Below are 12529 nucleotides of genomic sequence, written 5' to 3' on the forward strand. Positions count from 1 at the left end.
TTCGGGCTGGCGGCGGGGAGGGGAAGCGCGGTGGCAGGGTTGCCTCGGGTGCCGGGCGAGATGTTCCGGTTCACCACCACGGAGAAGGCCGAGCTGCACACCGCCGTGTTGTGGCTCTTCGGGGAGACCGGCGAGCGGATGCCCACGGCCCTGACCGTCGAGCAGGTGCTGGAGCGGCTGCGGGCGGCGGGGTGGTACCTCGCGCTGGAGGCCGGAGAGCTGAGCGGCGTCCTCGACGGGCTGGCGCAGTGGGGACTGCTGGACGTGGTGTTCAACCACTCCGGCCACTTCGCGACGGCCGAGGAGTACGAACGCAAGAACCTGCAGTACTCGCTGACCAAGCGCGGAGAAGCCGCGTTCGCGGGAGTGCAGCACGCCCTGTCGGTGCTGAGCTCTTCTGGAGCGTTGCAGACGGCGGTTCTGACCGCGATCGCAGACCGGCTCAACGAGCTCGGGACGCTGCTGGACGACGCCGACAGAAGCCGGGACCGGCGCATCTTCGCAGCACTGCAAGAGCTCGAAGGCCACCTGGACGCGCTGCGGACGAACACCCGCGGCTTCAACGGCGAGCTGCAACGGCTGATGCGCGTGGAAGGAACGGACCTCGCGACCTTCCACGAGGTGAAACGTGCGACCGTCGGCTACCTCCAAGAGTTCGTCACCGACCTGGAAGCCCGCGCCGACACCGTCGTCCGAGCGCTGGAGACCGTAGACGCGCACGGCGTCAACACCCTGCACAGACGCGCCCTCGCGGGAGCCGAACTTCCTCCCGTACACGGAACCGACCCGTCTGCGGCCTGGCTCAACGCACGCGCCGCCCAATGGAAGCGCCTGCGTGACTGGTTCGCCCCCGAAAGCGGCGACACCCCGTATGTGATGCAGCTGCACGACGTGGCTCGGCACGCGATCGTCTCGCTGCTCCAGGTGCTCGAGCGCATCACCGACTCGCGGCGGCACTCTTCGAGCATGGCGGGCGACTTCCGGACGCTCGCGCGCCGCTTCGCCGCCGCGCCCTCCGAAGCCGAAGCCCACCGGCTGTGGGCCGTGGCGTTCGGGCTCGGCGCCTCCCAGCACGCCCACCTCGGCCACGAGGACGCCGAGGCCATCCCCGCCGGCATCCCGTGGGGGCAGGCGGCTCCCGTCCGCGTGTCGGCCCTGCTGCGCGAAAAAGGCAAGACCGAGCGCATGGGAAGGCCCGGACGCGTCCGCGACGTCACCGCGATACGGGCCGCGCGAAGAGCACGCGCCGAACAGGAACGCGCAGAGCTCGAAGCGGCCTGGACGATGCTCTCCACCCAGGGGCCCGTCCGCCTGTCGTCCTTCGGCCGCCTCGACCACGGCACCTTCGGGCGGCTGCTGGAGCTCCTGGGACGCGCCCTGGCCGAACGCGCGGACTCCGCAGGAGTGCGTTGCGCCGTCACGTCCGACGGGAGGACCGAGATCATCCTGTACCCGCCCGCAGACGGGGCGACGGCCGAGCTGCGCACGTCCGAAGGGCGGCTCCTCGGACCGGACTACGCCGTCGACATCCGGGTCTCCGGCAGGACGGCGGCGAGCGCGTGAGCCGATCCGGTAACCAGCTCGCACGCCGGGAACGGGAGGAGATCGCCCGCGCGATCAGGCTGCTGCTGCGCGACCCGCTGATCTCCGTCCACCTCGACCCGGCGGGGTTCGACCTGGTGCGCAAACGCCGCCAGCCGCTCGCCGCGTGGTTCGACTACTACTGCGGCTGGCGGCTCGTCGTGGAGCCCCGGCACGGCTACGCGCGCCTCATCAAGGTCCGCGGGGACGCCGGCTCCGCGCGCCCCGCCATGCGCCGCAGAGGCGGCCGCATCCCCTTCGACCGCCGCCGCTACACCCTGTTCTGCCTGGCCTGCGCCGAACTGCTCGCCACTCCCGTCACGACCATCGGGATGCTCGCCCGCAGCGTCGTGCAGGCCGCCGCGGCCGAACCGGACGTCCCGGAGTTCGACCCGCTCCGCGCCGACGAGCGCTCGGCCTTCGTGGACGCGCTGAAGCTCCTGGAGCACTACGGCGTGATCGCCGCGACGGACGGCATGACCGACGCCTATCTCAAGGACGCCGAGGCCAAGGTCCTCTACCGGGTGGACACCAGCCGGATCACCCGCCTCCTCGCCACCCCCGTCCCCCCGTCGCGGACCGGGGACGCCGACGACGGCTGGCCCGACCCCGCCGACCTGGCCGTGGAGAGCCGCTACGGCGACACGGACGGCGGCGAGCGCACCGGCACGCAGCGCGCCCTGTGGACCCGCCACTCCCTCATCCGCAGGCTGCTGGACGACCCCGTCGTCTACCGCAAGGAGCTCACCTCCGCCCAGCGGGAGTACCTGGCCTCGCCCACCGGACGCAGAACCGCCCGCGAGGCCGCCGAACGGGCCGGTTTCGTGCTGGAGGAACGCGCCGAGGGCCTGCTGCTGGTCGACCCCGAGGGACTGTCCACCGGGGAGAGGTTCCCCGACGACGGCAGCCCCGCCAAGGTCGCCGCACTCCTGCTCCTTGACCTCCTGGCCACGCACGGGCCCCTGTCGTCGATCCGCCTCAAGCAGGAGATCGACGGCATCCTCGAGCGTTTCCCCGGCTGGGCCAAGGCCTACCAGTCCACGGGCGGCCCGGCCCGCCTCCTCGACGACGCCCTCGACGTCCTGACGCTCTTCGGCCTCGTCCACCGCTCCGAGGGCATGACCCTCTCCCTGCCCGCAGCCGCCCGCTACCGCGTAGCCCTGGAAACCTGATGACAGAACCCCGCTGGATGCCGACCCGCGCCGGAATTCTCAACGTCTGGCGCTACTACGACGAGGTCTTCGAGTTCCACAAGGGGCGGCTGCTGCTGCGCGGCCCCAACGGGAGCGGCAAGTCCAAGATGCTGGAGCTGCTGCTGCCCTTCGTGCTGGACGGGAGCCTCAAGGCGAGCCGTCTGTCGACGTTCGGGGGGACCGAACGCACGATGCACTGGAACCTCATGGGGGACGGGGCGACGGGCACGACCCGTGCGGGTTACGTCTGGGTGGAGTTCGGGCACACGGACGGGCGCTGGTTCACCTGCGGGGTGCGCCTTCAGGCCACCGCGCACACCACCACCGTCACGCCGACGTACTTCATCACCGGACTGAGGGTCGGGGACGGGCTCTCCCTGACCACCGAGACCCAGCAGCCGCTCACCCGCGCGCAGCTGGAGGCCGCGATCGGTGTGCACGGGGCCGTTTACAGCGCGGCCGACGACTACCGGACGCGGGTGCGGCAGACGCTCTACCAGGAGCTCAGCGAAGCGCGTTACGACTCCCTCCTGGCCGCGCTGCGCCAGCTCCGGACACCGAAACTCTCCGAGCGGCTCGACCCGGGTCTGCTGTCGGAGCTGCTGTCCAGCGCGCTGCCGCCACTCGGCGAGGGAGAGATCCACGAGATAGCCGAGGGTTTCGAACGGCTCGACCGGCAGCGCACCGACTTGCGCGACCTGGACGAACACGTGGAAGAGGCCGCGAGGCTCGCAGCCAGACAGAAGACCTACGCCCAGCGGGTTCTGCGCGCCGCCTCGCAGACCGTTCTCGGTGCCGTCGCGACCACGGAGACCGCCGAGAACGAGCTGAAGGCCGGACGCGAGGCCCTGCGAGCGGCGGAGGAGGAACTGGAGAAGGTCACCGCCGCGCACGTCGAGACCGACAACCTCGTCAAACGGCTCGACGCCAAAGTCGAAGGGCTCAAGGAGAGCGAGGCCTACCGGGCGGGCCACGACCTGTCACGGCTTCGGGCCGAGGCGGTCGAAGTGGCGCGGCTGGCGGATGAGCAGCACAGGAGAGCCGAGGAAGCGGCCCGGGAGGCGGCGGAGAAGGAGAAGGCAGCCGAGCAGGCCCGCCAGGAGCTGTCCGAGGCCGAGAACCTGCTCACGCAGGCCGAGGACGATGCCGCGCGCATAGCCCAGCACTCCGGCCTGGAGACCGTCTACGAGGAACTCCGCAGAACTCCGGGCGTAGCGCAGGCGCGGACGCTCCTGCGCGCGGCGATCAGCACCCGCGCCACCCGGATCCGCGAGGCGGGAGCCCAGGTCCGGGCGCACGCGCACACCGTCAGGCTGCGTACCGAGGCCGAACACGACCGCGACGAGGCGCTGGAACGCCTGGCCTCCGCCAAGGAGATCGTCGCCCTGGCCCGGACGGCACGCGACGAGCTGGGCAACGACCTGGCCGCCGCCTACGCCGTCTGGGCGGAGAAGTGCACGCTGCTGGAGCTCGACGGACCCGCGCTCACCGCCGCGGCCGAGGACGCCGCCGCCGTGGAGGCACTCGTCGGAGCCGCACGCGACAGCGCGCTGGACCGCCTGGCCACCGGCAGGATCGACACGTTCCTCGCCGCGGCGAAGACGGGGCCCGTCTCCTTCTCCCTGGCCGACGAGCGCAAGTCCTGTGACGTCGAGCTGGCCGTCCGGCCCGACCGGGGACCGTTCGAAGCGGCGGTACGGGAACTCGATCGGGCCGAGCACACGCTGGCCGACCGCGAGGACGCCGTCAGCGCCCGACAGGAGCGCGTCAAGGCACGCGAGAAGGAAGTCGCGGCGGCCTTCCGCAAGCTCGGCTACGTCGGCGCCAAACTCGGCCTGCCCACCTCGCAGTTCGAGCTCGACCTGCTGGACGCGGCCCGCAACAAGGCAGACGAGGCACTGAACGTCTGGCTCGACGCGCGGGAGCGCGCCCGTGCCGCCGCCGGGCACCGGGACACCGCGCAGCAGACCGCAGAGGCCTACCGCGCCCTGGCCGAGCGGGCCGCGGCCGAAGCCGAGGAGACGGCCGCCAGGGCCGAGGCGCTGGCGGAACGCCATGCCGCCGTCGACACCGCGCTGAACGCCTCCCACCGGGAGATCCTGCAGAGCATCCAGGAGTCGCTGGAAGAGCGCCGCGCCGGCCGCGCGCGGCTGAAGGAACTGGCCGAGCGCCGGACCGCGCTCAGGGTCTCCCTCGGGGTGCTGTCCAACGAGGCCGCCGCCCTGGAGGCCCGCCGCGCCGAGACCGCGCGGGCACGCGACCGGGCCGTGGCGCGCTTCCACCGCCTGACCCGGGGCCACCTGCTCACCGACGCCCGCCTCGACGTGTCGCCGCCCGGCACGGACCCCGTGGCGGTCGCGGCGGCGGCGCGGAGCGTCGTCGAACGGCTGCCGGGGACACCGCACGAGCCCAGGAGCGTCCGCGAGGCCGAGACCGCGCTCCAGGAGGCCTACCACCACGCCAGGGACGCCCTGCAGACCCGCGCCGACCTGGAGTTGACCCCCGACGACGACGTGCGGATCCTCACCGCCTCGGTCGGCGGCATCCGGCTCGGCGTCGCCGCCTTCGAGCAGGCCCTGCGCGCCGAGCGCGACGAGCGCAGCGCCGACATCAACGAATCCGAGCACGAGCTGTTCGACCGGACCCTGGCCGGGGACGTCCGCAGGCACCTGGCCGACCGGATCCGGCAGGCCGCCGAGCTGGTGGCGGGCATGAACGAGCGGCTGCGCCGGGTGCGCACGGCCTCCCGGGTCGCGGTCGAGCTGGTCTGGCAGGTCGATCCGCGCCGGGCCGCCGACACCCTGGAGGCGCGCGGGCTGCTGCTGCGCGACCCGGGGGAGCTGGACGAGAAGGGCCGCGCCGTCCTGCACCGCTTCTTCCGCGGCCTGCTCGACGAGGCGCGGGCCGACGACACCGCGGCGTCCTGGGAGGAGCAGCTCCTGAAGGTGCTGGACTACACCGCCTGGCACCAGTTCGTCGTCCGGCTCGACCGGGGCGACGGCAGGGGCTGGCACGAGCTCACCCGCAAGCTGCACGGCGCGCTGTCGGGCGGGGAGAAGGCCATCGCCCTGCACCTCCCGCTGTTCGCGGCGGTGGCGGCCCACTACCGGAGCGATCCGGGCTGCCCCCGCTTCATCCTGCTCGACGAGGTCTTCGTCGGCGTCGACCGCGCCAACCGGGGCCAGGTCTTCCAGCTGCTGGTGGACCTCGGCCTGGACCTGGTGCTCACCTCCGACCACGAGTGGTGCGAGTACCGCGAGCTCGACGGCATCGCCGTCCACGTCCTGCAGACCGGAGACGGCGACGACGCCGTCACCACCACCAGGTTCGTCTGGGACGGCGAGCGGACGGGATGACTCAAGGCCCCGAGTAAGGGGGTTCCAGCTGGTCGTCGGCCCAGAACTCCACCAGTTCGGCGGCGCTGAGCTCGCCGACGGGCACGCGCCGCAGGGTCCGCCCCGTCCGGGCGGACCAGGTGGTGATCAGCAGGAGCGCCGTCAGCTCCGCGTCGGTCGGCGCAGATGCGGGAGGCGGATCGAGCACCGGCACGGTACCTCGCTTCCGGGAGAGGGAGAACGTGCGTCCACTGTGGCGGAATGGTCCTTCCGGCGGGAACCCGGTGGAACGAGTTCGGACACCGTCGGACGATCCCGGAAGCGGAGAACACTTATTCCGCTCACTCTCCACAACCTGTCGGACACGGTCCGGAGGAAGTGAGAACATGTTTCCACGACGACTCAGGGCCGTCCCAGAGAACGGACGTGAACGATGACTGAGCGGGAACGGGAACGCATCATCAGGGAATTCCGGACAGCCCTGAACACGGCGTGGCTGGCCTCGGGGGTGAGCAGTTACGGGGAGGCGGAGAAGGCGTCGCGGGAACTGGCGCAGCGGATGGCCGCCGAGGGCAGGCAGATCCAGCTCCTGCACGACTCGACGATCTGCGACCACCTCAGGGGGCCGCGGCTGCGCCTGCCGCGCTGGCCGTTCGTGTTGTCGCTCATCACCGTCCTGCGGGCGGTGGCCGAGCGCAACGGCGTCGATCCCGCGCGGGTGGGCGGCATCGCCCACTGGAAGGGCCTGCACGAGAAGGCCGAGCGGGCGCTGGCGGCGGCCCGCCTCGGTGTGGGTGCGGCGGCGGGCCGGGGCGCCGGGCGCGGGGCGCGGGGCGCCGCCGTGGCGGTCGCCGAGGCCGGGCCCGCGGTGTGGTGGGCGGGATACGAGGACCTCGTGCCCGGCTGGCTGGAGCCGTACCTGACGGCGGAGCCCGCGGCGACGCTGGTCCGCGTCTACGACACCAGGACGGTCCCGGAGCTGCTGCAGACCCCGGCGTACGCGCGGGCCGCCCTGCGGGCCCGCCGCCCGCACCTGCCGGCGGAGGACCTGCACCGGCACGTGGAGCTGCGGACGAGGCGGCAGCGCATCCTGGCCGGCGTGCGGCCGCCCCGGTTGTGGGCGCTCCTGGACGAGGTGGCGCTGCACCGCCCGCCGGGCGGCGGCACGGTGCTGCGCGAGCAGATCGGGCACCTGCTCGAGCTGACCGAGGAGCGGCACGTCACCGTGCAGATCGTGCCGCCCGACGGGAACGGGCAGCCGCAGGGCGGGGGGCCGGTGACGCTGCTGAGGTTCGCCGAGAGCGAGCGCCCGGATCTGGTCTACCTTCCGCAACCGGATTACGCCCTCTACCCGGGCAGCGAGGCGGATGTCTCCTATTTCTCCATGGAATTCAGCAAGCTCGCCATCATGGCGCTCTCTCCGGCGGAGAGCCGCGGTCTTCTCGAACGGCGGTATTCCCGCCGGGGAATCTGAGAGTCCGCACTAAATAATTTTCCTATTTTTCCCGGCAAATAAGGATGAATCGGCCGGACGGGGGCGGCCCCCCGTCCGGCCGCGGCGGCTCACCGGTTGTCGAGCGCCTTCTCGAGTTCGGACTTGGTCATGTTGGAGCGCCCCGGGATGTCCCGGCGCTTGGCCTCCTCGTAGAGCTGGTCCCTGGTGCGTCCCCGCCCGCCGGAGGAGCCGCCCGAGTGCTTGCCGCCCCGCCGCTGGGGCGACTCGCCCTCCAGGGAGGACCTGCTGGCCTCGCGGGCCTCGCCGGACCGGGCCCGGTTCTTGTTCACGGTGCGCGCGGCGATCTCCTTGGCGCGCCTCTCCCCGGTGCCCCGCTCCTCCTGGGACTGCTTGATGTGCTCGTACTGCCGTTCCCGCTTGTCGTTCCATGCCTGGGGCATCTCTTCTCCTTCTCTTCCATCGGCGGTGTCCCGAGCGGCCCGTTCAGGCCGGTACGTGCTCGGAATCGCGGTTGAAGTGGCGGTGGGAGGCGACGGCCTCGGTGAAGGCGTCGGTGAACTCCGAGGCCGCCGCGTCCCCGGTGACCACGCCCTCGGCGGGGACGGCCACCCCGGCGCGTTCGAGCAGCGCCTGGGCCGCGGCGCCGGAACCGGCGACGGCCTTGCCGTGCTTGTACGCCTCGGTGATGAAGTGCAAGGCGTCACCGTCCTCGCCGAGCGTCGCGACGCTCTTGTCGCCGCCCGGCACGTAGACGGCGTCGTAGAGCACCGACCCGGTGGTCGTGAGCGCCTTGGCGACCTCCACCCGCTCGCCGCCCGCGCCCTGGACGGCGCCGTCGCGGGCGGCGAGCACCTCGCAGACCGCGCCCCGCCCGCCGAGGGACTCGGTCACCAGCATCACGTCGGAGGCGTCGACGCCGTCGGCCGCCAGAATGGCGATCTTCCGGGTGGCCACGCCCCGCACCGGGTCGGTGGCCTGGCTGAGCGCGGGCGAACTCCGCTTGTGCGTCTCCTCGGCCCGCTCGGGCGGGGCGACGCCGATGCCCTCGGCGACCGCCACGGCCAGGTGGTGGTCGACGTGCGCGAGGTTGCGGACGACGCCCTCCCGGATGTGGCTGCGGGTGACCTTGCCCAGCTCGAAGCGGAACGCGGCGACGATGTGCTTCTTCTCCCAGACCGACATGCTGTTCCAGAACAGGGTCGCCTGGCTGTAGTGGTCGCCGAAGCTCTCGGCGCGTTTGCGGATCGTCCTCCCGTCGACCTGCTGCGGGTAGAAGGTGTAGGCCGAGCCGTCGGTGGCCAGGGCGGGGCAGCCGCCGAGCACGGTGCTGGGGTGCTGGGCGGCCTCCCCCTGGTGGATGAACATCTGGTGGTAGCCGTCGCGGTGGTGGTTGGCGATCGGCGCCACCGGCCGGTTCACCGGGATCTGGTGGAAGTTGGGGCCGCCCAGGCGGATGAGCTGGGTGTCCAGGTAGGAGAACAGCCTGGCCTGCAGCAGCGGGTCGTTGGTGACGTCGATGCCGGGCACGACGTTGGCGATGTGGAACGCGGCCTGCTCGGTCTCGGCGAAGAAGTTGTCCGGGTTGCGGTCGAGCACCAGCCTGCCCACCGGCCGGAGCGGCACCTCCTCCTCCGGGATGATCTTGGTGGAGTCGAGCAGGTCGAAGTCGAATTTATGCTCGTCCTCCTCGGGTACCAGCTGGACGCCGAGCTCCCACTCGGGGAAGTCGCCGCCCTCGATCGCCTCCCACAGGTCGCGCCGGTTGTAGTCGGGGTCCTTCCCGGCGATCTTCTGGGTCTCGTCCCACACCAGGGAGTGGATGCCGAGCTTGGGCTTCCAGTGGAACTTCACGAACGTGCTCCGGCCGCCGGCGTCGACGAACCGGAAGGTGTGGACGCCGAACCCCTGCATCATCCGGTAGCTGCGCGGGATGGCCCGGTCGGACATCAGCCACATCATCATGTGCATGGTCTCGGGCTGGAGCTGCACGAAGTCCCAGAGCGTGTCGTGCGCCGACGCGGCCTGGGGTATCTCGTTGTGCGGCTCGGGCTTCACCGCGTGGACGAAGTCGGGGAACTTGATGCCGTCCTGGATGAAGAAGACCGGCATGTTGTTGCCGACGAGGTCGAAGTTGCCCTCGTCGGTGTAGAACTTCGTGGCGAAGCCCCGCACGTCCCGCACCGTGTCGGCCGAGCCGCGCGAGCCCGCCACCGTGGAGAACCGGACGAACACCGGGGTCCGCAGGCCCGGCGTCGTCAGGAAGCGCGCCTTGGTGAACTCCGAGAGCGAGCCGTCGTAGGGCTCGAAGTAGCCGTACGCGCCCGCGCCCCGGGCGTGCACCACCCGTTCGGGGATGCGCTCGTGGTCGAAATGGGTGATCTTCTCGCGGAAGTGGAAGTCCTGGAGCAGACTCGGCCCGCGCTCGCCGGGGCGCAGCGTGTTGTCGGTGTCGTCGACGCGGATGCCCTGGTCCGTGGTGAGGTTTCCTTCATCGGCCTTCACCCGGAAATTAGCGAGCTGTTGGTCTTTGGCCGTACCTTCGCTGGTCATGCCTGTTCCACCTTGTATGTCGTGCAGAGTCCGATGTATCGCGACCTGCCCTGACAGCCTCGGCTGAATCCGTCACTTGCTGTTTATTTACCGTGACTCAGCCCTTGCGCGAGCGGTAGAGCATCGGGCCGAGGAACCACATCCACAACGCCATGCCGGCGAGGGCGATCGCGCTGGCGAGCGCGAGGTCCCACCGGAAGATGTAGTCGACGACCAGCAGCGTCGCGGAGGTGATGGAGACCGCGAGGGCGAGCGTGCCGAGCATGGCGTACCGGTTGGACCGGTGCACCAGCGGCTCCTTCAGGCCCTGGCGGAACAGGATGCGGTGCTGGGCCGCGGGGGCGATGAAGAAGATGGAGGCGATCGCCGCGGACACCAGCGCCACGTAGTACATGGTGCGCTGGGCGTCGGTCACCTCCTCGAAGCCGGGGGAGAACGGCACGGTGAGCAGGAAGGCGAAGAGCACCTGCACACCGGTGACGGCGACCCTCAGCCCCTGCAGCAGTTCCACGAAGTTGCGGTCGGCACGGGCGGCGGGGGACTCGCCGGGCACGCCGCTGGGGGATCCGTCCATGCCCGGGGGCTCTTCCACGCTCAAGATCTGTTTCATCCTTCCACGTTGGTGGTGTGATGGGGGGTTCCGACGGGCTTGGACTCGGGGGAGCCCCGCTGCCGGAGGCGGATGGACGGGAGGCCATCGACGCCACCGCCTCGCCGCCCTCCGGCGGCGGCCCGTGCCTGGGGGCAGCGGCCCGCCAGGGGGGCCGCCGTCGGCAATAGCACAGTCCGTCTCCACATGGGTCCCTTTTACCCATGATCATTCAAAAAAACGCGGATACCCGTGGGCCCGCGGAGTGAGCTGGGACTCAGGCGGCCGGGTGCAGCGCGGTGCGCAGGTACTCCCGCCACTCCCGGACGGCGGGGGAGTCGCCGTGCGGTGCGAGCTCCGCGGCGAAGGACCTGAGCAGGGCGCGGGCCCGGCGGGAGGTGAGGCCGTTGGCCATGGGGACGGCACGGCGGGCGACCGCCACCGCCTCGTCGATCTCGCCGAGCCGGGCCAGCGCCTGCGCCTGGTGCACCACGTTGAACTGGACGGAGCGGGGGTAGGCGGCGCCGAACCCGGCCAGCGCCTCCCGGGCGCAGGCGGCGGCGCGCCGGGCGTCGCCGATCATGCGCCAGGCGCAGCCCGCCTCCGCGGCGATCTCGGCGGGCCCGAGGTCGCTGATCCAGTCGGGTTCCTCGTCGCCCGGCGACGCCTGCGCGAAGGCGGTCTCCACCTCGCCCAGCAGCCGCCGGACCCGGCGGGCGGTGTGCTCGTCGGGCGTGCCGGCGAGCTCGACCCGCAGCGCGGTGGCGCGTGCCTCGCGCAGCGCCAGCGCGGCGCGCACCCGGGGCGGCGCGGCGGCCGTCCGGCCCGCCCCGCGGGCGGCCCTGGCCAGCCGGACGGCCCAGACGGGCAGGCCCAGGTCGATGGCCTGCTGGGACATGACCGTCAGCACCCAGGCGGAGGTCATCGGGTCGCCCGCGGCCTTGGCCAGCCGCAGCGCCTGCCCGTAGTGCCGCTGGGCCAGGCCGTCCAGCCGCAGGTCGTAGGCCTCCCAGCCGGCCAGTCCCGTCATCGCGGCGGCGGCGGCCAGCAGGGCCGCGCCGATCCGGTCGGGATAGGTCCCGGCGAGCAGCGGGGCGACCCTGGTGTGCAGGTGGTCCACGACGGCGGGGCGGACCAGGCCGCCGCCGTGGCGGCGGTCCATCGCGGCGAACGCCCGGGTGGCCTCCTGGACGCGCCGCACGTCCGGCATGCCGACCCTGCGGCGCCGCCCGGTGTGCTCGCGCGACTCGGGGTCGGCGTCCAGGCCCCAGCCGAGCAGGAGCTCGGGCCAGGTCTCGGGGGAGAAGGGCAGGGCCCGCAGCGCGTCGCGCCGCCCGACGTCCGCGTCGGAGGCCCACAGTTCGAGGGCGTCGCGCACGGTGTCCCCGACGCGGCCGCTCCGGCCGCCCTCCGGGGCCGGCGCGGGCCGCGCGCCGAACCAGCGGGAGACCTCCTGGACCGTGGTGCCGAAGACCTCGGCGAGCCGGGCGCGGTGGGCGGGGCGCACGTCCTGCACCCCGCGCTCCCAGCGCGACCAGGTGGAGACCGACACCCGCATCGCCTCCGCCGCCTGCTCCTGCCCCCAGCCGAGCCGGTCCCGGGCGTCCTTCAGCTCGGTCCGGTGGTTGTGGTCCTGCTCGACGTCCACGGTCAGCCTCGGTCTCGGAGCCTCTTTCCTAGCTGATTGTGGTGGTTTCTTACGGGCGGTTCATTGTGTTTGGTAATAAACGCCCAGTAAACGCCCGGTCGGTGAAACGCCGGGTGCAACGCTCTTCCCCCGCCGCCGGACGGTCCGGTCTCCTAAGGCGCTGTGATCAAGCGTCCT

9 protein-coding genes are annotated in these 12529 nt (G+C 71.9%); 4 read left to right on the plus strand and 5 right to left on the minus strand.

All coding sequences use genetic code 11. From position 1 onward, the window contains the following. The first annotated feature begins 30 nt into the window (after positions 1–30). Genes C2865_RS21405 through C2865_RS21415 form a run of 3 tightly spaced genes read left to right on the plus strand, consistent with a single transcriptional unit; the run spans position 31 to position 6130 of the window. Positions 31–1563 carry a TIGR02677 family protein gene (locus C2865_RS21405; RefSeq protein ID WP_232835747.1) on the plus strand — a complete coding sequence of 511 codons (1533 nt, stop codon included), beginning with the start codon at positions 31–33 and terminating at the stop codon, positions 1561–1563. Further along, entirely contained in the window at positions 1560–2753 is a 1194-nt protein-coding gene (locus C2865_RS21410; protein ID WP_106400316.1) for a TIGR02678 family protein, read from the plus strand. Before C2865_RS21405 ends, C2865_RS21410 begins: the two co-directional genes overlap by 4 nt. Next, positions 2753–6130 carry an SbcC/MukB-like Walker B domain-containing protein gene (locus C2865_RS21415; RefSeq protein WP_106400317.1) on the plus strand — a complete coding sequence of 1126 codons (3378 nt, stop codon included), beginning with the start codon at positions 2753–2755 and terminating at the stop codon, positions 6128–6130. The genes C2865_RS21410 and C2865_RS21415 overlap by 1 nt, the downstream gene beginning before the upstream one ends. Position 6131: 1 nt before the next feature. On the opposite strand, the gene C2865_RS21420 is transcribed toward C2865_RS21415, so the two are convergent. Further along, a complete protein-coding gene (locus C2865_RS21420) occupies positions 6132–6317 on the minus strand; it encodes a hypothetical protein (protein ID WP_157963846.1) in 186 nt (61 codons plus the stop codon). 225 nt (positions 6318–6542) lie between these two features. Between C2865_RS21420 and C2865_RS21425 the strand changes: the two genes are divergently transcribed. Next, positions 6543–7583 carry a DUF5753 domain-containing protein gene (locus C2865_RS21425; RefSeq protein WP_106400319.1) on the plus strand — a complete coding sequence of 347 codons (1041 nt, stop codon included), beginning with the start codon at positions 6543–6545 and terminating at the stop codon, positions 7581–7583. Between the two features lie 89 nt (positions 7584–7672). Here C2865_RS21425 and C2865_RS21430 read toward each other — a convergent pair whose 3' ends face one another. The 4 genes from C2865_RS21430 to C2865_RS40115 all read right to left on the minus strand — a co-directional run bounded on the left by C2865_RS21430 (position 7673) and on the right by C2865_RS40115 (position 12352). Further along, positions 7673–8005, minus strand: a complete 333-nt coding sequence (locus C2865_RS21430; protein ID WP_106400320.1) for a plasmid stabilization protein — start codon at positions 8003–8005, stop codon at positions 7673–7675. A 43-nt stretch (positions 8006–8048) separates the two neighbouring features. Further along, the gene (locus C2865_RS21435) at positions 8049–10115 is read right to left on the minus strand and encodes a catalase (RefSeq protein ID WP_106400321.1); all 2067 of its coding nucleotides are present in this window, start codon (positions 10113–10115) and stop codon (positions 8049–8051) included. A 97-nt stretch (positions 10116–10212) separates the two neighbouring features. Further along, the gene (locus C2865_RS21440; RefSeq protein WP_232835776.1) at positions 10213–10707 is read right to left on the minus strand and encodes a DUF6328 family protein; all 495 of its coding nucleotides are present in this window, start codon (positions 10705–10707) and stop codon (positions 10213–10215) included. 274 nt (positions 10708–10981) lie between these two features. After that, the gene (locus C2865_RS40115; protein WP_106400323.1) at positions 10982–12352 is read right to left on the minus strand and encodes a helix-turn-helix domain-containing protein; all 1371 of its coding nucleotides are present in this window, start codon (positions 12350–12352) and stop codon (positions 10982–10984) included. Between the last annotated feature and the right edge of the window lie 177 nt (positions 12353–12529).

This window comes from Actinocorallia populi (assembly GCF_002995495.1).
Taxonomy (GTDB): Bacteria; Actinomycetota; Actinomycetes; order Streptosporangiales; family Streptosporangiaceae; genus Actinocorallia; species Actinocorallia populi.